Raw genomic sequence first — 20,993 nt, 5'->3', positions numbered from 1 at the left:
CCCTACACCGCCGTGTTGTAGTTGGCGCGGCCGCGGTCGACCCGCGCGTCCTCGATGAGTTCGAGGATTTCGCCGGCCCGGACCGCTCCGACGACGCGCCCTTCGTCATCGACGGCCACGCCCAGGCCGGAGGGCGCCGAGAGTGCCGCGTCCAGGGCCCGCCGCAGGGTGTCCCCGCGCCGGTACAGGGACCCGCCGGGAACGAGATCCGCCCCACTGCGGATGGTCGAGCGCCGGTTCTGCGGCACCCACCCCTGGGGGCGGCCGCCTGCGTCGACGGCAAGGGTCCACGGGGAGGTGACGGCCGCGCCCGGATCGCCGAGCCGGTCGACCTCGATGGTCTGAATGGGGTGGATGCGCACGCCCTCGCCCTCCTGGAAGGACAGGTGGCGGAACCCGCGGTCCCGCCCGACGAAGCCCGCCACGAAGTCGCTGACCGGTGCGCGCAGGATCTCCTCGGGGGTGGCGTACTGGGCGAGCACCCCGCCGATGTTCAGGACGGCGACCTTGTCACCGAGGATCGTCGCCTCGTCGATGTCGTGGGTGACGAACACGATGGTCTTGGCCAGATCGCGCTGCAGGCGCAGGAGTTCCTCCTGGAGCTCCTGGCGCACCACGGGGTCAACGGCGCTGAACGGTTCGTCCATCAGCAGGATCGGCGGGTCGGCGGCCAGCGCCCGGGCCACCCCGACGCGCTGCTGCTGGCCGCCGGACAGCTGCGCCGGATAGCGCCTGCCGAGGTCCGGGGCGAGCCCGACGACTTCAAGCAGTTCCGTCGCGCGGGCCCGCGCGTCCTTCCGCGCCACGCCGTTGAGCCGGGGCACGGTGGCGATATTGTCCAGGACGGTGCGGTGCGGCAGCAGGCCGGAGGACTGCATGACGTACCCCATCGAGCGCCGAAGGTCGGAGGCCTTGCGGTCCGCAATGTCCTCCCCGTCGACCAGGACGGCCCCCGAGGTCGGCTCCACCATGCGGTTGATCATGCGCATGGTGGTGGTCTTGCCGCAGCCTGAGGGCCCAACGAGGACGGTGATGGCTCCGCGGTCAATGTCCAGGCTGAGGTTGTTCACCGCTGTCTGGCCGCCGGGATACGTCTTGGTCACGCCGCGCAGTTCGATCATCGGCCTGCCGGCCGCGCTCCCCACGCTGCGCGATGAAGTCTCGGATGTCATTGGAGCCTTGCCTTTCGTGGCAGGAGCCTGCCGGCTGACCGGCCCGTCACCACCGGACTGGGTCTTGTCAATCGGTTCAAATTAGAAGTCTAGCGAGGGGTTCGCGGCAATCAAGGTTCCGTATTGCCCAATCCTGCCGAATGTGAAGGCGATCACATCTATATGACACGGGGTAGCTGGCGCGTGGCCACCGGCGGAGCGCAGGCGGCGGGGCGGGCGCGCTGGTCGCTCACCGGGGGCGCCCCGAGTTCCGGCTGTGCCCGGCAGGACTGCGGCGTGCCGCGTCCTGGCGCCGGTGCAGGGCCGCGAGTTCGGTGGCCATCCGCTGGTAGCTGGCGAACCGGCGTGGTTCGAGCGATCCGTCCGCGAGGGCCGCGGCGACGGCGCACCCTGGTTCGCCGTCGTGGGCGCAGTCCCGAAACCGGCAGCCGGAGGCGAGGTCGGTGATGTCGCCGAATTCGGCGTCGAGCCCCTCGTCGGCGTCCCAGAGGGCGAAACCGCGGAGCCCGGGCGTGTCGATCAGCACCACACCGTCCCCCAGGGGGATCAGGGTGCGTGCCGTGGTGGTGTGCCTGCCCTTTCCGTCGCCGGCCCGCACCCGGCCCGTGTCCTGCACCTGCCCGCCCACCAGGGCGTTGACCAGTGAGGATTTCCCGGCCCCCGACGGGCCGACCAGCACGCAGGTCTCCCCGGGCCGGAGGCTGTCGGCGAGGGTTTCGCAGCCGTCCCCGGTCAGGGCGGAGGTGGTGATCACCTCGGCGGTCCCCGCCTCCTGCACTGTGGCGCCCACCACGGCGTCGTGCACGCCGGTGAGGTCCGCCTTGGTCAGGACCACCAAGGGCCGCGCCCCCGAATCCCTCGCGGCCACGAGGGAGCGCTCCAGGCGGTTCGTTGAGAGGGGCCGGTCGATGGGCACCGCGATCAGCGCCACCTCCACGTTGGCCGCGACGATCTGGGCCTGTGAGAGGGGATCGTGGGCCTTCTTGCGCTGCAGGACCCCGGTGCGGGGAAGCACCCCTTCCACCCGGCCGGGGCTCCCGCTCAGCGCCACCCAGTCACCGACGGCCGCGGACCCGGCGGCCGGAACGCTGAGGAGTCCGCCGGCCTCCGCCAGGAGCAGCTGCCGCCGGTCGACACGCACCACGCGGGCGGGCCGCAGCCCCTGCAGCTCCGTCTCCGGCACGGGCGCGGGTGCGGGCTCGGGCTCGGGCGCGCGTGCAGGGTCCGCAGCCGGACGCGGAGCGGGAAAGGGCGCGTGGAAGTGGGACTCGAAACGGCGGCGCACGCCGTCGGTGTACCCGTAGTCCTCAAGCGTGGCCAACGGTCCGGGCCTCCCCTCAGGCGGCCGGCCGGTTCAGGCCCTGCGCCGCCGGTGCCTATGCTAATCCGCGGCCGGTCTGCTGGGAATAGAGCCGGAGCCCGACGTCGACCAGCTCCACCCGGCGCAGGCCGGCCACCTCGCCCAGTTCCACCCACGCCGCCTCGTCCGTCGACCCTCCGGCCTCGTGGGTGAGCGCTCCGGAGACCACGCGGGCCGCGTAGATGATGCGCAGGGCGTGAAGCGGGCGCGGCGTGCCGCTGAGGCGGCGGTCGGGCGGAACGAAAAAGCTGTCCACCCCGAGCAGATTCCCCAGTTCGGCGTCGTACCCGGTCTCCTCCCGGATCTCCCGGACGGCGGCCGCCGGAGCGTCCTCGCCGAACTCCAGGCCGCCCCCGGGCAGGGTCCAGCCCGAGGCGCCCTTTTCGTTCCAGTGGGCCAGCAGGATCCGGCTGCCGTCAACGATCACGCCGTAGGCTCCGACCCGGACATCCCAGGCCGGCGGTCCGGTTTCGACTTCGCTCATCGGAGAAGTCTAGAGCGGGGCCGCTTCGCCCGCCGCGGACCTGCCGCTGCGGGTCCGGCGGAGGAAGTCGGCGCCGAGCACCGGGTCCTGGGTCAGGAACCGCACGTCGGTGACGCCGGCCGCCGCAAGCGGGCGCCGGATGGCCTCCTGGAGTGCCGGCTGGTGGACGGCGAGGCCGCCTCCGATGACCACGGGGCCGGGCACGCCGATGACCGACACGATGTCCGCGACCAGCCCGGCCAGGTCGGCGCCGGCCGTCTCGATGAGGGAACGGGCCTCGTCGTCACCGGCGGCCGCGGCGGCGAAGACCACCGGCGACTGGGAGGCCCAGTGCCGGCGGCCCAGGTCGGAGTGGAACAGGCCGATGAGTTCGCTCGGGGAGGTCGCGGCGTTCGCCTCGAGGATGCGCCGGCCGAGCTCGCCCGCCTTCTGGGCGAGGTTGAAGCGGTGCAGCGTGCGGCGGATCGCCTCGCGGGTCAGCCAGTAGCCGCTTCCCTCATCGCCGAGGAGGTAGCCCCAGCCTCCCGAGCGCGCCTCGCGCCCGTCGGCCGTGATCCCCCACGCCGCCGATCCGGTGCCCGCGATCACGGCGATGCCGGTGGCCGCCCCGCCCGCGGCGAGGATCAGGCGGGTGTCATGGACGACGTCGATATCCGCGCCAGGCGCGAAGGGCCTGATGAGTCCGCGCAGCCGGGCGGCGTCGTCCTCCGTGTCGATGCCTCCGGAACCGGCGATGACCGTGCCGACGCGCCGCCCGCCGAGCTCGGCGAAGAGCTGCGCGAGGTTGTCGGAGGCCTCGGCGGCGCTGACGTTCTGCACGTTCGCGCTGCCGGCCTTCGCCTCGGCTGCCACCACCGAACCCCGCCAGAGGATTCCGTGGGTCTTCGAGCCGCCGATATCGAGTCCAATAAATTCCTCGGGGGCGCCGGCGTCCGGCTCGTGGGGCTGCATACCGACCAGCCTACAAAACAAACCGGCCGGGGCGGCCCCGGCACGGCGCCGCCACGGGCGGCGGCATTCGGCTGACCGCCCGCGGGCAGGGTGCCCGCCCTGCGGTGTCATCCGGCCGGGTCAGCCCATTGGGTCAGCGGCGGGCCGCACCGGGCCGGGCCCGGCGGGCCGTCGCAGGGCGCCCACGAGGGCCACCGCGGCCAGGATGGTGCAGGCGCCGCCGACCACCGCCGCATAACCCGCGACGGCGGGGTCGATGCCCCAGAAGGCGGCGGCGGCACCGAGGCCCAGGACGGGCACGGCGCTGCCGAGGTAGGTGATGACATAGAGGGTGCTGATGATCTGGGCGTGCAGTGCCGCCTCCACCTGCAGCGAGACCCGGTTGAAGACGACCCGGAAGGCCATGCCCTGGCCCAGGCCGGCGGCGACGCAGCAGCCGATCAGCAGGGGCAGGTTTCCCTGCGCACCGGCCACCGGGAGAAGGCCCACGCCTGCGGCCATGGCGGTGAGTCCGGCGGGCACCACGAAGCGGCCGCGGAGGAAGAGCAGCTGGCTCACCGCGGACGCGCCGAGGACCAGGGCGGCCAGGACGCCGATGACGGGGCGGGCGTCGGTCCCGGCCAGCGAGGCGATCCACGTGGGCGCAAGGCTCAGGGTGAACCCGAAGATGCTGAAGCTGAAGAACCCGACGGCGGCGGCCATCCAAAAGGAGTTGCGGGCGGCACGCGAAACGGTGGGGCGGCGCGGACGCAAGGCGGTGAGGGGACGTGCGGCGGCGGCCGGCTGGATCGCCGGGCGGGCGCGGAGGAGCAGGAGCGGCAGCAGCAGCGCCGTGAGCACCGCCGTGTAGACGAGGAACGGCGTCCGGGTGGGATCCGGCAGCAGCGACAGCACTCCGCCGATCACCGGACCGGCAGCCACTCCCCCGGCGGAGGCCAGCAGCGTGAAGCGCGAGGCCCAGTCGGGGCGGTGCGGCAGCAGGTCGCGCAGCGCGGCCGAGCTGGCGCCGGTGGCGAGGGCCACCGCGGCTCCCTGCAGGGACCGCCCCAGGACCAGTCCGCCGAGTGAGGACGCACCGGCGAAGACCACAGCTCCGAGCAGCCCGACCAGGACCGCGAGGACGAGGGCCGCCCGGCGGCCGATGTGGTCGGACCAGTGGCCGACCAGCAGCAGCCCCGCCACGAGCGTGAGGACGTAGGCGGAGAACGCCATCGTGATGTCGAACGATGTGAGGCCCAGGTTTGCGGAGATCAGCGGATAGAGCGGGGTGGCGAGGTTGGCGCCGATCAGCAGCGTGGAGATGACGGTGACCGCGAGGACCAGCCGCGCGGCGAGCGAGGCGTCCCAGCTCCAGCGCGCCGCGGCGGATGGCTGCTGCATGCGCAGCTCGCGCAGGACACTCATGTACTTCCCGTTCCTTTTCCCAATCCCGTGCGGCACCCGGTGGCGCGGCAGTCTCCAGAATGGGCTATCTTGAAGCTTTAGAGACAGTCCAGCCGGGCAAGTTGAGCAAAAGCCGCAACACAGGCGGCCGAAGTTGATGGGAAGTGAGCTTCATGAGCAAACTTGATGCCCTGGACCTGCGGCTGCTGCTTGAACTGGTCCGGGACCCGCGGGCGCAGATCAGCGAGCTCAGCGAAACCCTCGGCATCGCCCGCAATACGGCGCAGAGCCGGATCCGGCGGCTCCTGCGGGCCGGCACCCTGCGGACCAGCGGGCGCGAGCTGGACCTCGAGGCCCTTGGCTACGATGTGGTGGCCTTCGTGACCATCGAAGTGTCCCACCGCGAACTCGACGGTGTCATTGCGGCGCTGCGCAAGCTCAGCCAGGTCCTTGAAGTCCACGAGATCTCCGGCCGTGGCGACGTCTGGTGCAGGGTCGCGGCCACCGACACCCACCATCTGCAGTCGGGTCTCCGCTCCATCCTGCGGATCAAGGGCGTCATCCGCACCGAGACGGTCCTGGCCCTGCACGAGCACATCCCCTACCGGACCGAGCCGCTCCTCCAGCGGCTCACCGACGCTTCCGGCAGCGCCTGAGCTCCCCGGACCGCCGGGCGCGGCCGCGGCCGACCGCACCCATCCCGACCGCGCCGATCCCCACCGCACCGATCCCCCCGGCCCGCCCGCCGGGCTGGCCGCCCGAGACCACACGACCACGCATCCATCACGACCTCATCGTCACTACCTCCGAAGGAACCAATGAGCCTGCCATCCCGCGACACGGCCGTCAGCTACCCCGCCGGGGCCCTAACCTCGGAATCCACAGTCCTGCACGTCGAGGAGCGGGCCGACGGCTCCGTGGCCGTGCTGCTCGACGCGACGGCCTGCCACCCTGTCGACGCGGCGTGGCCCGACCAGGGCCCTGACCGGGCGGTCCTGGAGGTGGGTGGATCCAGCCTGCCCATCACCGACTGCGTGGTCGGCGCAACGGAGGGCACGGAACTGTTCCTCGGAGCGGATATCCCCGTGCGCAAGGGCACGGAGGGTTGGGCCTTCGTGGTGGCGCACCTGATCCAGGGACCGCCGCCGGCCGAAGGCGAACGCGCGGTGGTGCGGGTTGACGGGACGCACCGGGAGGCCCTCTCGGCCGGACACACCGGGTGCCATCTCGCCTCCCTCGCCCTGAACCGGGCGCTGGCCGACCGGTGGAAGAAGGAGGTCCCGGCCGACGCCCTCGGCACGTCGAACTTCGATGCGGTGGCGATCGAGACCTCCACGATCACCGAGTACGGCTCGGTGGATGTCTACCGTCTGGGACGCTCCCTGCGGCGCAGGGGCTTCATCACCGAGGGATTCGATCCGGCGCCGGTCGAAGCAGCCCTGAACGAAACCCTCTCCGGATGGGTGGCATCGGACGGGGCCATCCGGATCGCCCGCGATGGAGAGCGGCTCACGGACCGCCGGTACTGGGAGTGCGACCTGCCGGAGGGTTCCGTGCACATACCCTGCGGCGGCACCCACGCCGACTCGCTCGCCGGATTCGCCAGCGTGCGGGCGTCCCTCGCCGTGGAAGAGGTGGACGGCACGCCCGTGCTCACGATGATCACCTCGGTGCTGCCGCGGCCCTAGACGCGTGCACGGGGCGGCGCCGGCGGGCCGCTGGGCCCGTCAGGGCCGGTTGCCTGGCTTGGCCGCGGTAACGGTCAGGCGCGGCGGCGCTGGAGGACGTCGTCGAGGTTGAGGCGGGTTCCGGCCGGCGCCGCGGTTTCCTTCGGAGCCGCTTTGGCGGCCGAGTTCTTGATCGGGGTCCGGACGGTCGGCTTCGGCTCCGCGGGTAGCTCCAGGGGTGCCGGCGCCGAGCGCTGCGCCTTTTCGGCCGCGACATAGGTGGGCAGGGGCACCTCGACGGGCTCCCACGGGTCGGTGCCGGGCACCGGAGCCTGCGTCGTTGCCGCGGGTGCGTTGGCCTCCGGCGCGCCTGCTGCGGCGACCGCCAGGGCGGCTGCCTTGAGGTCGGCCGCGGTCAGGCGGGCCGCGGGTGCCTCCGGGGTTCCAGCGGACGCCTCCACCGCACCGGCGGGCTTCTCAGCGTCGAACACGGTGGTCGGGCGGGCCTGGGCGGGTTTGCCGCCGGCTTGCGGTGTGGCGGTGCCCGGCAGGACGGCGTCACCCGTCGAAGGCGGGGCCTGGTGCAGCGGGCGGGAGGACATGGCGGCGGCGAAGGCGGCATTGACCCGGGCCCGCCGGTCGCGCACCGCCAGGGCGCGCAGCGTGGCGACGGCCCCGGCGACGACAAGGACGGCGGCAACGGGCCACCAGAAGGACACGACGGAAACGACCGCGAGGACCAGCGTCACGAGGGCTGCCGGCAGTGCGGCGGCTCCGACCAGGGCGACCGCTGCCCGCCCGCGGCGGATCTTCAGGGCAGGCCGGCGGCCGGGAACGGCGGACGAACCGGTCCGGTATGCGGATGCGCTGCCGGCGGCGGCGGTGGCCGTTTTCTCCATGATGCTCCCCTGGGGAGGATGTTCCCCTGCAGTCGGTGTGGATGCCGCCGCCGGGGCCGGCACGGGGCCGCTCCGGCGGAGGAAAAACGGGACCACCCACACCAGCCAGAGACCGACGATTGCCGCCAGTACCACCGAGCTGTTCAGGGAGAAGTCCACGTTCTAAACGTAGGAGAAACAGGGGCCCCCGCGGCGCATTCCGGGCGGGTGTGTCGGAGCCCACCGGGGCGTGCGATCGACCGGTCCGCGGGCCGTGCCGGGCGCCGCCCTATCCACCTGCCCGCTGCCGGGCAAGCCACGGCTCAAGCAGCCCCTCCGGCACCTCCTCGACGGTGAGGGCGAAGCTCCGGTGATCGGCCCACTGCCCGGCGATGTGGAGGTACCGCGGGCGAAGTCCTTCGTCCCGGAAGCCCAGCTTCTCCACGACGCGCAGGCTGGCCCTGTTCTCGGGCCGGATGTTGATTTCCATCCGGTGCAGGCCCAGGGTGCTGAAGCAGTAGTCGGTGGCCAGCGCCACCGCCGTCGGGGCGATCCCCCGGCCGGCCCGACGGGAATCGACCCAGTAGCCCAGGGTTGCCGTCATTGCTGATCCCCAGATGATGCTCGAGACCGTCAGCTGGCCGACCAGCGGCGCCCGGCCGCCCTCATCGGTGCGCTCGGTGATGACGAACGGGAGCCCGGTGCCCGCACGGGCCTGCCGCTTGAGCCCCCGGACCATCTCGTGGTAGTCCGGCAGGTAGCCTCCCGGTTCCGGATTCGTCGCCTCCCAGGGCGCGAGCCAGGTCGCGTTGTGCCGCCGGACGGCCGTCCACTCGCGCCGGTCCGCGTGCCGGATGGGCCTGAGGGTCAGATTCCCGCTGCTGAGGGAGACCGGCCAGCCACGTTCCGTCCACACCGAAGGGCTAGCCCGTCATGTCCTGGCTGAAGTTCTTCAGCCAGACGCGCAGGTCCGGGCCAAGGTCGTCGCGCTCGGCAGCCAGGGTGACAACGGCCTTGAGGTAGCTCAGCTTGTCCCCGGTGTCGTACCGGCGGCCGCGGAAGACCACCCCGTAGACCCCGGATCCCTCGCCGTCGGACGCGGCAAGGGTCTGCAGCGCATCCGTCAGCTGGATTTCGCCGCCGCGGCCGGGCTCGGTCGTCTCCAGGACGTCGAAGACGCGGGGGTGGAGCACATACCGGCCGATGACGGCGAGGTTCGACGGCGCCTCTTCCACCGGCGGCTTCTCGACGAGCTTGTTCACCCGGACGTAGTCCTCGCCCTCGATGGCGGAGATGTCCGCGGCGCCATAGGAGCTGATCTGCGCCGGATCGACCTCGATCAGGGCGATCACGGACCCGCCGGTCTTCTGCTGGATCTCGATCATGGTCTCGAGCAGGGGGTCGCGCTCATCGATGAGGTCGTCGCCGAGCAGCACCGCGAACGGCTCGCTGCCCACATGCTGCTTGGCGCGCAGGACCGCGTGCCCGAGTCCCTTCGGATCGCCCTGGCGCAGGTAGTGGATGTCGCAGAGCTCCGAGGGCAGGCGGACCGCCGCGAGCTTCTCCAGGTCGCCCTTCTCGAGGAGGGTCTGCTCGATGAAGGGGACCCGGTCGAAGTGGTCCTCAAGCGCCCGCTTGTTACGCCCGGTGATCATCAGGACGTCATGGAGCCCGGCGTCGACTGCCTCCTGCACAACGTACTGAATGGCGGGCTTGTCCACCACGGGAAGCATTTCCTTGGGCATCGCCTTGGTTGCCGGCAGGAAGCGGGTCCCCAGCCCGGCGGCGGGAATGACGGCCTTGTTCACTTTTGGTCGCAAAGTCATGGGACCACACTACATAACCCGCAGGGCCATTCTGGGAGCTGTGCACAATAGGTGCATGAATATCGACCCGGCGGTACCCTCCAAAACCCAGGCGAGAGCCGACCTGCGCACCCGGCGCCGGCACCGGTCCCCGGAGACCCGGGAGGCCTTGTCGCGGCGGCTCGCCGAGGCGGTGCTCGAGGAGCTGCCCCGGCTGACCGGGGGGAACCGCGCGGAGGAACCCCTCGTGATTGCGGCCTACCTGGGGGTGCCGCCGGAGCCGGCCACCGAGGACCTGCTGCATACCCTGACCGATCGGGGCTCCACGGTGATCGTGCCCATCTGCGAACCCGACTACCGGCTCTCCTGGTGCCGGTGGTGGCCGGGGGTCCCGCTGGTGAAGTCGCCCCGGGCGCCGGTGATGGAACCGGAAGGTACCCGCACTCCCCTGGGCCAGCTGGCCGCCCTCGACCTGGTCCTGGTGCCGGGCCTCGCCGTGGACGCCTCGGGCTACCGGCTCGGCCAGGGCGGGGGCTACTACGACCGGTTCCTGGCCGAACTCTCGATCGAGCGCCCCGGCGTGCCCACCGCGGGCATGGTCTATCCCGATGAGTTCGTCGCCGCCGGCAGCTTCCCGGTCGAGCTTCACGACGTGCCGCTGCACGGCGTGTTCACCCCGGGCGCATACCACGGATTCGGGGTACCCCCGGCATCGGTGTAGACTTAGCACTCGCCGCCCTAGAGTGCCAATCCGCCTCGGCCGGGCGCGCCCCATGAGAAGTCGAATTCCAGGAGAGACCTTTGCCTACCTACGCGTACGCCTGCAAGGATTGCGGCCATGCCTTCGACATCCAGCAGGCTTTTTCCGACGAGTCGCTCACCGTCTGCCCCGTCTGCTCGGGTGTGCTGCGCAAGAAGTTCAACAGCGTGGGCGTCGTCTTCAAGGGCTCCGGGTTCTACCGCAACGATTCCCGGGACACCCGTTCCTCCGCCGAGCCGAAGGCAACGACGGCCGGTTCCGACGCGAAGCCGGCAGCGGCCGCGGCAAAGGCACCGGCCAAGAAGGCCGACTCCGGAGCAGCCGCCGCGGCGCCCGCGGCGGGCAAGGCCGCTTCCTGACCGTCAGGCCGATCCCGCGCTTTTCCACATAGACCACCCCGGGGCAGGCGGCGCAATCCGCCGCCCCTAGGGTGGTCTTCATGTTTTCGACGCACCGCCGGCCGGACGGAACGCTTCGCCTCCTCCGGATGCGCAGGGCCCTGCTCCGGCACCGCCGGCTGCTGGCCGCGGTGCTGCTGTGCGCGGCGGCCGGCACCTGCGTCGAGGCGTTCCTGCCCCGCGGCGAACCCGGCACCCGGGTCATCGCCGCTGCTTCCGACCTCGCTGCGGGCACGGTCCTGGCTGCCGCGGACCTGAAGATCCTGGACCTTCCCCCGGCCGCCGTCCCGCCGGGGGCGCAGACGCGGCGGGAGGACCTCCTTGGGCAACGGCTTGCCGCACCCCTGCGGCGCGGGGACATCGTCACCGATACCCGGCTCGTCGGCCCCGGACTGCTCACCGGAACCGCCCCCGGAACCGTCGCGGTGCCGCTTCGCCCGGCCGACCCCTCGACCGTCCGGCTCGTGGGCGCGGGCCAGCGGGTCGACGTCGTGGTGAGCACCGGCAACGGCTACGAGACGGCCGCCGCTTCCGAAGTGATCGCCCGGAATCTCGCGGTGCTGTGGAGCTCACCGCCCGGCGAGGATCCGTCGTCGGCCTGGTCAGCCTCCCCCGCCGAGGCGGGGCTGGTGGTCGTGGCCGCCTCGCCGGAGGATGCCGCCGCCCTTGCCGGGTCCTCAACCGCGGGTCAGGTCCACCTGGTCCTGACCGCCGGACGCTGAGTCGAGCGGACCGGCGCCGGGTGCCGCCGGCGCGCCGGGCCCGCTGGTCGGGCCGACCCCGGTGTCTCCGGGCCCGCATGCCGGTCTAGCTGCCTGCCGTTTAGCTCCCGTGCCGAATAGCTCCCGTGCCGAATAGCTCCCGTGCCGAATAGCTCCCGTGCCGAATAGCTCCCGTGCCGAATAGCTCCGGTGCGGATCAGCTCCAGTGCGGGGGGCGCTGTTCCTTGAGCCACTCATCGCTGTCGGTCCGGGAGTCGCCCCAGGCGCGGGGGTCGTCCTCCGCTGCGGTCTTGGGCAGCACCGGTTCCTCCGCGCCCGGCACCGCGGCGGCCGGCCGTGGGGCACGCCCCTCGTCGGTTTCGTTCTTCCTCATCCGCAGTGCGTCCCTTCGGGTCCGGGGCGGTTCGTTCGCTTCGAGCAGGTCAAGGCCGAGTTCGCGGGCCGCCCGTTCGGCGCAGCCCTCCGGGTCGGTGAAGACCTCGATGGTCCACAGCGGCATGTACCGCCAGCCCATGCGCTCCAGCTGCTGGGGGCGGAGCCGGCTCCGCTCACGCACGGTCATTGCACCGTAGCGGGCCGTGCCGTCGGACTCGATCGCCAGCGGCGCCACCGGGTAGTCGCGCTCCGGGGCCGCTGCCGCCGGGGGCCGGGTGGCCACGATGTCGAGCACGCCGTCGTAGGAGTCCTTGACCTCGGCACCGCGGGCCCGCAGCCGGTCGACGAGGTCGGCGACCAGCGGATCCGCGTTGTCCGGAGCCTGTTTCCCGGCCGGAGCGGAGGAGGGTGCGAGTTCGCTGCGGAGAAGCTCGTAGAAGTCGGCAGCTCCACCGGTCAGCCGCTCGGGGTCGAGGTCCGCAGGCTGGAAGCAGGAGAGCACGTGCAGCCTGCGGCGGGCGCGCGTCATGGCCATCACGAACTTGCGGCGGCCGTCCGGGCCGGACAGCGGACCGAAGGAGTGCAGCGCCCGCCCGTGCGGCGTCCGCCCGAATCCCAGCGAGAAGATGACGTCGTCGCGGACCAGCCCCGCGGCGCGGTCAACAGGGACCACCCGGAAGGACTCCCGGCCGGGGGCGAAGAAATCGTTCGCCCACGGGAAGTTCGCCATCTGCAGGCGGATCGCCTCGCCCACCCGGGCGGCGTGCCGGGGGCTGGTGGTGACGACGGCCAGGGAGAAGCTCGGGCGGTGCCGGATGTGTTCGAAGACGAGGTCCACCACCCGGTTCACCTCCGCCGAGACGCTCTCGACGCCCTCATGGTCCGAACTGGGCATGCCGGTGCCGTCGGGGAGGTACTCGACGACCAGGCCGCGGCCGGCGCCGGAGACCTCGGAGGCCTGCGGCAGCCGCGTGAGGCGGTCCTCGTAGAAGGCGGCGCTGAGATAGCTTCCCAGCGCGCGGTCCACTCCCCGGTAGACCACGGTCAGCGAGCGCTCCGGCAGGACGGCACGCAGCTCCTCGTAGGCGCTGGGCAGCGGGTTGGTCTCGGTGCGTGGGCGCTCGGGCGACTGGATTTCGATGCTGAAGCGCGTCGGCCCGGCAAGCCGGGTGTCACCGAAGACGGCGGTCTGGCCGGCCCGGGCGATCACCGGGACGGCGCTCTGCAGCGATACCGATTCCCCGTCGAGCAGCAGCAGGGAGTCGAAGGCCGCGCCGTCGGGCAGGATCATCGGGGCCATCAGGGGGCTGACGGCCACCACCGGCAGCAGCGCCGTCGTGAGGTCGGGATGCAGCGCGCTGAACGATTCGAGCGTGAGGGTGTCCTCACGCAGGTGGCTGCGCAGCCGCTCGGCATCTGCGGCGTGCGCGGCGATCGCCGTGTTCCACCGCTCGGCCAGGCGCCACCGCAGGCGGGCCGCCCCGGAGGAGACGTGGGCGGTATCGGCGAGCCGGAACTCGGCCTCCAGGCGGCGCAGGCTGGCGCCGTCGGACATGGCGAGGTAGTCATCCCCACTGATCATGGCCTCGAGGGCCGACTGCCACCAGGCCAGTTCAAGCTCGTCGGCCACCCGGTCCTCGGACACTTCGCGCGCCGCGAGGTCCTCGAGCAGTTCGCCGAGCCCGTGCTCCCGCATCTCATCGAGCAGCAGGGTGCGCTCCGGGAGTGCCTCAAGGGTTTCCCGGTCCGCGGCGAGGGCCGCGAGCCGCTTCTCAAGGTCGTCGAGCTCGCACGAGGGCAGGTCCGGGGTGCCCTGGGCGGCACGGAGGATGCGGCTGAGCTCCTCGAGCCGGCCCTGGACGCCCTTGTAGAAGCTGTTGATCTCGGCCAGGCCGGTCGGCACCGAGGGATGGCGTTCGGTCTTGGCGTACCGCGTCCACAGCGTGCGCTGGTCCTGGACGTCGACCAGGGAGGAGTGGAGGTCGGCGATGTGTACCCCGGGGCGCACATACTCCTTGGCGACGCGCCGCAGCCGTGAGCGGGTCATCGAGGTCATCTCGATGGCACGCTCGCGCCGCCATGACGAGGGTGCGGTGGCGGAGATGAGGTCGGTCACCGGGCGGTCGAAGATGTCGGGGGTGAACTTGTCGAGGCTGGCGCGGACCGCAACGAGCAGTTCGAGCTGCTCACCCCATTCCCGGAAGGTCCTGCCCAGGGTGATGTGGGAGTGCTCGGCGACGCGAAGCACCTTCGCACGCAGCAGCGGAATGTCGCGGGACAGGTCGGAGGCCAGGGCGTGGGCGTGCTCGGTCTCCTTGCGGTTCAGCAGCTGCGCCCCGAACCAGGGGCTCTCCGTGGAGGCCTTGCTGAAGCTGCCGAGCTCCGCCGCGCGCCGCAGCCGGGTGGCCAGCTCCGCGCGGTCGGCGATGTTGTCGAGCACGCTGCGCTTCAGCCGGACCGTCGTCGAAGGTGCAGGATCGAGGGCGGTGAGCGCGGCGAGGGACTGCATGGCCTGGTACGGCGAGCAGTTCCAGCGGCTGCGGACATTGTGGAGGGACCGCACGTGCTCGAGGAGTTTGTGCCGGTGCCCCACGAGGGTTGCGTGAAGGGTCTCCACCGACGGCGCGGCGGCCTTCTCGTTGCGCACGATCGCCCGGATGACGCTGTCCTTGAGCTGCTGCGGGTCGACCTGTCCGTTGAGCTGAAGGACGAGGGAGCCGAGGTTGAGTGCCTCGAGGTCCTGCACGAACTCGTTCAGGGTCCCGCGGCGCTCGGCGCTGACGAGGACGCTCCGGCCCTGGCCGGCCAGCAGGGCGGCGGCGTTGAGGGCGGTCTGGGTCTGTCCGGTGCCCGGCGGCGTGGCGACCGCCACCGAATGCCCGGCGCCGATCAGGTCGAGGACGCCCTGCTGGGCGGCGTCGGCGTCGAGGATCAGCAGCTCATCGGCCGGGTCGCGCTCGTCGATCGGGCTGAAGTCGGCTTCGGGGTCGCTCACCTCGTGGGCCCCGTCGCGGGCGGCCGACAGCAGGGCGGAGAGCACGGGGTGGTCGGGCTGGATGGCCTCGTCCTCGACGATGTCGGCGAGGTCGGCAAAGGTGGAGACGAGCAGGCGGTGTTCGACGGAGATCCCGCGGACGCCGTCGGTGAGGTGCCGCAGGCGGTCGAGCACCGGGTGCGGGTCGAACCGGGCGGTGCCGTAGGCGAGCCGGGGCAGCGCCTCGGTGTCGAGGTGGATACCCTGGATGTCGCCGAAGTGGCGCACCAGTGCCGGGTTCAGGCGTGCCTGCTCGGTCAGCTGCAGTTCGTAGTCGTCCTGCGAGGGGTGAACGGTGAGCGACATTCCGGTCAGCAGCACCGGGGCGTTGAGCGTCTCCGACCGGCCGGCGTCGTCGACGGTGCGCCAGGACGCGGTCCCGGCCGCGAGGTGGCCGACGTCGATGCCTCGTTCGGCGCCCAGTTCGAAGATCTTCGCCCGCAGCGCACGGGCCGCCGACTTCGCGGCGTTGTACTGCACCGGATCGCGCAGCAGGGTCGAAAGCCGGGTCCGGCGTCCGGCCAGGAGTTGGGCCAGCCCGGAGGGGTGCGCGTGGGTCAGATCGATGCTCGTGCCGGCGGAGGGCCGGAAATGCAGGAGCGTGTCCCCGGAGACCTGGGGACCGAGCTGATCCAGCCAGGGCAGGAGGAAATCCTCAGCCGAATCCCCGGAGTCCTGCTCTGGCACGGCTGTCCTCTTCCCTGCATCGTTACGCGCTGATGTTGACCAGATTGGCATATCTTCCAAGCTATCCGAAATGAATCCGAAGCGGCCGCATAGCAACGCGGCGCACCTCGAAATCCGCTGGCCGGGGAACCGTCAGCGGCCGGGGGCTACTCCCACTCGATGGTTCCCGGCGGCTTGCTGGTCACGTCCAGGACCACCCGGTTGACGCCCTCCACCTCATTGGTGATCCGGTTGGAGATCCGGGCCAGCAGGTCGTAGGGCAGGCGGGACCAGTCGGCGGTCATGGCGTCTTCGCTGGAGACCGGGCGGAGTACGATCGGGTGCCCGTAGGTGCGCCCGTCGCCCTGCACGCCCACGCTGCGCACATCGGCGAGCAGCACCACCGGCATCTGCCACACCTCGTTGTCCAAGCCCGCGGCGGTCAGTTCGGCGCGGGCGATGGCGTCGGCCTTGCGCAGCAGCTCGAGGCGTTCGTGCGTGACCTCGCCGACGATGCGGATGCCGAGTCCCGGGCCGGGGAACGGCTGGCGTCCGACGATCTCGGCGGGCAGCCCCAGCTGTGCACCGACGGCGCGGACCTCGTCCTTGAAGAGGGTGCGCAGGGGCTCCACCAGTTCGAACTGGAGGTCCTCGGGGAGGCCGCCGACGTTGTGGTGGCTCTTGATGTTCGCCGCGCCCTCGCCGCCGCCGGACTCCACCACGTCGGGGTAGAGGGTTCCCTGGACGAGGAAGCGGATCTTTTCGCCGTGGGCCTCGGCTTCAGCGATGATGGCGCGCTCGGCCTCCTCGAACGCACGGATGAACTCGCGTCCGATGATCTTGCGCTTGGTTTCGGGGTCGGAGACCCCTTCGAGCGCCTTCAGGAAGCGCTCCTGCTCGTTGGCGACGTAGAGCTTGACGCCGGTCGCGGCGACGAAGTCCCGTTCGACCTGCTCGGCCTCGCCGGCGCGCAGCAGCCCGTGGTCGACGAAGACGCAGGTGAGCTGGTCCCCCACCGCGCGCTGCACGAGCGCCGCGGCGACGGCGGAGTCAACACCGCCGGAGAGGCCGCAGATGACGCGGGCGTCCCCGACCTGGGCGCGGATCCGCTCGACCTGCTCCTCCAGGATGTTCCCGGTGGTCCAGTTGGGGCGGAGGCCTGCGCCATCGAACAGGAAGTTTTCGAGGACCTGCTGGCCGTGCCGGGAATGCTTCACCTCGGGGTGCCACTGCACCCCGTACAGGCTCTTTTCCTCGTGGGCGAAGGCCGCGACCGGTGCGCCGGCGGTCCGGGCGAGCACCTCAAACCCGGCGGGGGCCTCCTGGACGCTGTCGCCGTGGCTCATCCACGCGTTCTGGCTCTCAGGGGTGCCGCTGAGGATCGAGCGGGCTTCCCCCTCGGAGGTGACATCGGTGGAGCCGTACTCGCGCAGCCCGGTCTTCGCGACGGTGCCGCCGAGGGCCGCGGCCATGGCCTGGAACCCGTAGCAGATGCCCAGCACCGGCACGCCGGCCTCGAACAGGTCCGCCTCCACCTTGGGGGCGCCTTCGGCGTATACGCTCGCCGGGCCGCCCGAGAGGATGATCGCCACCGGGTTTTTGGCCAGGATCTGCTCGGTGGTGAGGCTCGAGGGCACGATCTCCGAGTACACGTCCGCCTCCCGGACGCGCCGGGCGATCAGCTGGGCGTACTGGGCGCCGTAGTCGACGACGAGGACCGGGCGGTGTTCGGGACTGGGGGGAGGTGTAGTCACGCATTAACAATAGTCGCGGCGGGGTGCGCCCCGCACATTGGGACCCCCGGCACCCGGAGCCCGGCCGGTCAGTAGCGGGGGGCCGCTTCGGGGTGGGCGGCGAGGTCCGCCTCGGCCTCCCGGTGGACGCGCCGTTCCACGATGAAGGACAGCAGTGGCACCACTCCGCCGAGCGCGATCAGCAGGAAGCGCGAGAACGGCCAGCGGAGGAACTGCCACAGCCGGAAGTCGGCGATGAGGTACACGACGTAGAGCCAGCCGTGGACGATCAGCACCGCCTTCGAGAGGTTGAAGCCGCCCGAGGCGTCGGCCTCCGCCTCGGACAGGAACTGCAGGCCCGCCCCGCCGCCGGCGACGATCTCGGCATTGAACCCGTACTTGGCCACCATTTCGACGACGACGAGCAGCAGCATGACGCCGGTGGCGTAGGCGAGCAGCTTGTAGAAGCTGAGGGCCGAGCGGATCTGGGCGTGGGTTCCCCCGAACCTCCGTTTCGCGGCGGGCTTCGGGGAGGTGCCTTGCTTATTCACGTGGTCCTGCTTCCGTTGGGTGGGTGGCGCCGGGGCGGGCGGCGCCGTCGTCGTCTGCTTCGGCCCGGGCCGCGGCGGGCGGTTCGTCCGAGGCCGTGTCGTGGTCGATGTCATGCCGCGTGCCGCTTGTGCCGGCCGGGGTGCCGGCCGCGGCGGGCGCTTCGCCCTGGTCCCCGACGCCGTCCTCGTCGTCCTCGAGGCTCCGCCGGTAGTCGTCGGCGACGAGCCGCCACCAGAGGAAGAAGGCGAAGCCTGCGAAGACGACCCACTCCACGGCGTAGAAGATGTTGAGCCAGTTGACCGGCCGTTCCTGCGGCTGGGGCGCCACCTCCACGGCCTCCAGCGGCGCCGCCGCGGGTACAGCCTCGCCGTCAACGGTGATGGTGGCGGACGCGATGAAGGCCGCATAGGAGGGACGGTCCCACACATTGACGAGTTCGGCGGTGGCCAGGGCGGCCACCTGGCCCTCCACGGGATCGGCGGCCACCGGGCCTTCGGCGGGAAGGAGGCGCCCGGTGAGGGCAGCCGGGCCGGCGAGTTCAGGCACGCGCGCGGCGGCGTCGGCGTCGGGCACCCACCCGTGCACCACGGGGATGACCACCGGTTCCTGCGCCTCGCCGCCGGCCTCCGCGGTGGAGGCCGCGGCGCCGTCGACGGCGAATGCCGAGATCAGCCACAGCCCTTCGCGCCCGTCCTGGAGCCGCTCGCGGACCAGGAGGCGGGTGCCGGGCAGGAACTGTCCCTCGGCCGAGACCATCTGGTCGGCGGCCGTTCCCCTCAGGGGCGACCCGGGGGTGATCACGCCGGTCAGCGGGCGGACGGTCTCGGTGGCGGCCGGAGCCTCGGGCCCCTGCTGCCGGGAGTTGGAGAACTGCCACTGGCTGAGCAGGACAAACACCGCGGCAAGGGCCATCACCAGGATCAGCGTCAGGATCCAGCGGGGCTTGAGCGCGGTCTTCAGCACCCATTAAAGGTACTTCGCACCCGTGTAGAAAAACTAATGGGGGCGGACGGCGCCCGGGCCGGACGGCCCGGCGGGGGTGCCGGGGGCCGGTGTGCGCCCGGTGAACAGATGAATGAGTTCGTCGACCTCGTGGCCGGCCGCGGCGGGGTGCCGGAAGTGCCGGTGCGGCTCGATCACGTAGTGGGTGCGCCGCCCCACCCGGATCCGGCGCAGGTATCCGGCGGTCTCGAGGTCCTTGAGGATCGACAGGGCGGCGCGGGGGCTGATTTCGACCAGGCCCGCCAGATCGGCGACCCGCATGTCCGGATCTCCTGCCACGGCCAGCAGCACGTGGCCGTGGTGGGTCAGGAAGGTCCAGGGGTGGGACGCGGGGGAACCCCGCCGGGCGGAGCGCACCGGCGGGGTTCCCTGTCCTGCGGCCGGATCGGCGTCCGGGCCGTCAGAGGGTCGAACCACGGTCTGGCCCTGATCCCTTTCCGGCGGGTACCGGACGGCGCCACAGCGGGTCCAGTTCGGCCGTCTCGGCCGGATCGGCGACCCGGAACGGAGGGCTCACCGGGGCAGGCAACGGCTTCCGGGCCTGCCCGCGGGTGGCGAGCAGGCTGGCGCCGATGGACACGGCCAGGATGGTCACGACGACGGCGAGCGAAATCGGGGTGGGGATGTAGAAGATGTCGATCTTCAGGAGCATCTTGATACCCACCCAGATCAGCACCAGCGCGAGGCCCACCTTGAGGTAGATGAAGCGGTGCATCAGGTCGGCGAGCAGGAAGTACATGGCCCGCAGGCCGAGGATGGCGAAGGCGTTGGCGGTGAAGACAAGGAACACCTCGTCGGTGACGGCGAAGATCGCCGGGATGGAGTCGACCGCGAAGATGATGTCCGTGACCTCGACGAGGACGAGCACCGCCAGCAGCGGCGTGGCAAGGAGGACGCCGTTCTTCCGGACGAGCAGGCGCTGGCCGTGGAAGGCATCGGTCATCGGGACAAGGCGGCGGAACAGCTTGAGGGCGCGTGACTTCTCCGGCTCCATGTGCTCGTTGCGCTGGCGGATCATCCGGTAGCCCGTGTAGAGCAGGAACGCCGCGAACAGGTAGAGCACCCAGCCGGCGGATGCGATGATGGCGGAGCCGGCGGCGATGAAGATGCCGCGGAAGACGAGAGCGCCCAGCACCCCGAGGAACAGGACCCGATGCTGGTATTCGCGGGGGACGGCGAAGTAGCTGAAGATGATGGCCCAGACGAAGACGTTGTCGACGGCCAGGGATTTCTCGATGAGGTATCCGGCGAAGTACTGCTGCCCGAACTCGGCGCCGTACACCTGCCAGATGAGCGCTCCGAAGGCGACACCGAAGGCAACCCAGACGGCGGACCAGAGGGCGGCCTCGCGGACGCCGATCACGTGGGCGCGGCGGTGGGCGAACAGGTCGATGGCAAGCATGGCGAGGATCACGCCGATCACTGCCAGCCAGGCCCAGAAGGGAACAGTCATGGGGTCTTACCTTTCCAGTCAGGTTCATCCAACTGGAGGTCTTTCCCGGCTTCGAATCGAGCCTGTCCCGCCGAGCCGCTCAGGGGCGGCCGGACTGACGACGGGACATTGGGGGATACTCCCCTCCGCGTATAAATAGTGAAGCACGCTTCACCTGTTGCGCACAAGGGGACGTACCTGCGCCGGCGGCTGCCCGGGATGGTCAGCCTGCGGCGAGCGCGAAGCCGGCGGCGGCCGCGCCCAGGGCACCGGCCAGGGTGCCGAGGCCCGAGAGCAGGGCCAGCCCCCGCCGGCCGGCCTTCAGGAGACGGACGGTGTCGACGCTCGCGGTGCTGAAGGTCGTGTAGCCCCCGAGGAACCCCGTGCCGACGACGAGGACGACGGACCGTTCGAGCGCGGCGGACGCGGCGAGCCCGGCGAGCAGTCCCAGCAGGAACGAGCCGGAGATGTTGATCAGCACGGTGCCGAGGGGGAACCCGGAGCGCATCCGGGAGGAAATCATTCCGTCGAGGAGGAACCGGGCGCCGGCGCCGAGGCCTCCGGCGGCGGCGAGCGCGAACACGGCCCCGGTCACGGAGCACCCCCCGCCCGTGGGTCG

At 71.3% G+C, this 20,993-nt stretch carries 20 protein-coding genes; 5 read left to right on the top strand and 15 right to left on the bottom strand.

Annotated elements, in window-relative coordinates; translation table 11 throughout:
• Positions 1–2 precede the first annotated feature (2 nt).
• From QZX79_RS12405 to QZX79_RS12385, 5 genes are all read right to left on the bottom strand, one after another.
• Positions 3–1,121, bottom strand: a complete 1,119-nt coding sequence (locus QZX79_RS12405; protein WP_294568582.1) for an ABC transporter ATP-binding protein — start codon at positions 1,119–1,121, stop codon at positions 3–5.
• A 280-nt stretch (positions 1,122–1,401) separates the two neighbouring features.
• Entirely contained in the window at positions 1,402–2,493 is a 1,092-nt protein-coding gene (rsgA, locus tag QZX79_RS12400; protein ID WP_294568568.1) for a ribosome small subunit-dependent GTPase A, read from the bottom strand.
• 55 nt (positions 2,494–2,548) lie between these two features.
• Positions 2,549–3,016, bottom strand: coding sequence for an NUDIX hydrolase (locus QZX79_RS12395; protein WP_294568567.1), 468 nt, complete (start codon positions 3,014–3,016; stop codon positions 2,549–2,551).
• Positions 3,017–3,025: 9 nt separating this feature from the next.
• Positions 3,026–3,967 (bottom strand): N-acetylglucosamine kinase, encoded by a 942-nt coding sequence (locus tag QZX79_RS12390; RefSeq protein ID WP_294568566.1) that lies wholly within the window; start codon positions 3,965–3,967, stop codon positions 3,026–3,028.
• A 120-nt stretch (positions 3,968–4,087) separates the two neighbouring features.
• A complete protein-coding gene (locus tag QZX79_RS12385; RefSeq protein ID WP_294568565.1) occupies positions 4,088–5,371 on the bottom strand; it encodes an MFS transporter in 1,284 nt (427 codons plus the stop codon).
• A 152-nt stretch (positions 5,372–5,523) separates the two neighbouring features.
• Here QZX79_RS12385 and QZX79_RS12380 point away from each other — a divergent pair, with 152 nt between their 5' ends.
• Together QZX79_RS12380 and QZX79_RS12375 are read left to right on the top strand one after the other, a co-directional pair.
• Positions 5,524–6,006 carry an Lrp/AsnC family transcriptional regulator gene (locus QZX79_RS12380; protein WP_294568564.1) on the top strand — a complete coding sequence of 161 codons (483 nt, stop codon included), beginning with the start codon at positions 5,524–5,526 and terminating at the stop codon, positions 6,004–6,006.
• A 162-nt stretch (positions 6,007–6,168) separates the two neighbouring features.
• Positions 6,169–7,038: a metal-dependent hydrolase gene (locus QZX79_RS12375; RefSeq protein WP_294568563.1), complete on the top strand. Its 870-nt coding sequence runs from the start codon at positions 6,169–6,171 to the stop codon at positions 7,036–7,038.
• A gap of 74 nt (positions 7,039–7,112) precedes the next feature.
• Here QZX79_RS12375 and QZX79_RS12370 read toward each other — a convergent pair whose 3' ends face one another.
• The 3 genes from QZX79_RS12370 to galU form a co-directional block, all read right to left on the bottom strand.
• The gene (locus QZX79_RS12370; protein WP_294568562.1) at positions 7,113–7,916 is read right to left on the bottom strand and encodes a hypothetical protein; all 804 of its coding nucleotides are present in this window, start codon (positions 7,914–7,916) and stop codon (positions 7,113–7,115) included.
• A 268-nt stretch (positions 7,917–8,184) separates the two neighbouring features.
• Complete coding sequence (locus QZX79_RS12365) at positions 8,185–8,811, bottom strand: GNAT family N-acetyltransferase (protein ID WP_120164920.1); 627 nt, start codon at positions 8,809–8,811, stop codon at positions 8,185–8,187.
• Positions 8,812–8,818: 7 nt separating this feature from the next.
• Entirely contained in the window at positions 8,819–9,721 is a 903-nt protein-coding gene (galU, locus tag QZX79_RS12360) for a UTP--glucose-1-phosphate uridylyltransferase GalU (protein ID WP_120164919.1), read from the bottom strand.
• A 55-nt stretch (positions 9,722–9,776) separates the two neighbouring features.
• On the opposite strand from galU, the gene QZX79_RS12355 reads away from it, so the two are divergent.
• From QZX79_RS12355 to QZX79_RS12345, 3 genes are all read left to right on the top strand, one after another.
• Complete coding sequence (locus tag QZX79_RS12355) at positions 9,777–10,421, top strand: 5-formyltetrahydrofolate cyclo-ligase (RefSeq protein ID WP_294568561.1); 645 nt, start codon at positions 9,777–9,779, stop codon at positions 10,419–10,421.
• Positions 10,422–10,501: 80 nt separating this feature from the next.
• Entirely contained in the window at positions 10,502–10,819 is a 318-nt protein-coding gene (locus QZX79_RS12350; RefSeq protein WP_294568560.1) for an FmdB family zinc ribbon protein, read from the top strand.
• Positions 10,820–10,899: 80 nt separating this feature from the next.
• Positions 10,900–11,580 (top strand): Flp pilus assembly protein CpaB, encoded by a 681-nt coding sequence (locus QZX79_RS12345; protein ID WP_294568559.1) that lies wholly within the window; start codon positions 10,900–10,902, stop codon positions 11,578–11,580.
• Positions 11,581–11,776: 196 nt separating this feature from the next.
• Here QZX79_RS12345 and QZX79_RS12340 read toward each other — a convergent pair whose 3' ends face one another.
• The 7 genes from QZX79_RS12340 to crcB all read right to left on the bottom strand — a co-directional run bounded on the left by QZX79_RS12340 (position 11,777) and on the right by crcB (position 20,957).
• Positions 11,777–15,676 (bottom strand): DUF4011 domain-containing protein, encoded by a 3,900-nt coding sequence (locus tag QZX79_RS12340; protein ID WP_366484956.1) that lies wholly within the window; start codon positions 15,674–15,676, stop codon positions 11,777–11,779.
• Positions 15,677–15,822: 146 nt separating this feature from the next.
• Positions 15,823–17,409 (bottom strand): glutamine-hydrolyzing GMP synthase, encoded by a 1,587-nt coding sequence (guaA, locus tag QZX79_RS12335; protein WP_294568557.1) that lies wholly within the window; start codon positions 17,407–17,409, stop codon positions 15,823–15,825.
• A 68-nt stretch (positions 17,410–17,477) separates the two neighbouring features.
• Entirely contained in the window at positions 17,478–17,939 is a 462-nt protein-coding gene (locus QZX79_RS12330; RefSeq protein ID WP_246018842.1) for a DUF3817 domain-containing protein, read from the bottom strand.
• On the bottom strand, positions 17,932–18,903 hold the full coding sequence (locus QZX79_RS12325) for an SURF1 family protein (protein WP_294568556.1): 972 nt from the start codon (positions 18,901–18,903) through the stop codon (positions 17,932–17,934). The genes QZX79_RS12330 and QZX79_RS12325 overlap by 8 nt, the downstream gene beginning before the upstream one ends.
• A 33-nt stretch (positions 18,904–18,936) precedes the next feature.
• On the bottom strand, positions 18,937–19,359 hold the full coding sequence (locus QZX79_RS12320; protein ID WP_366484955.1) for a winged helix-turn-helix domain-containing protein: 423 nt from the start codon (positions 19,357–19,359) through the stop codon (positions 18,937–18,939).
• A complete protein-coding gene (locus QZX79_RS12315; RefSeq protein WP_294568555.1) occupies positions 19,343–20,395 on the bottom strand; it encodes a TerC family protein in 1,053 nt (350 codons plus the stop codon). Before QZX79_RS12315 ends, QZX79_RS12320 begins: the two co-directional genes overlap by 17 nt.
• 202 nt (positions 20,396–20,597) lie before the next feature.
• Positions 20,598–20,957, bottom strand: a complete 360-nt coding sequence (crcB, locus tag QZX79_RS12310) for a fluoride efflux transporter CrcB (RefSeq protein ID WP_366484960.1) — start codon at positions 20,955–20,957, stop codon at positions 20,598–20,600.
• Positions 20,958–20,993: the final 36 nt, after the last annotated feature.

This window comes from uncultured Arthrobacter sp. (assembly GCF_902805515.1).
Classification (GTDB): domain Bacteria; phylum Actinomycetota; class Actinomycetes; order Actinomycetales; family Micrococcaceae; genus Arthrobacter_D.
Note: the sequence above shows the minus strand (reverse complement) of the source record. Positions and strands in the feature narration are given on the sequence as shown.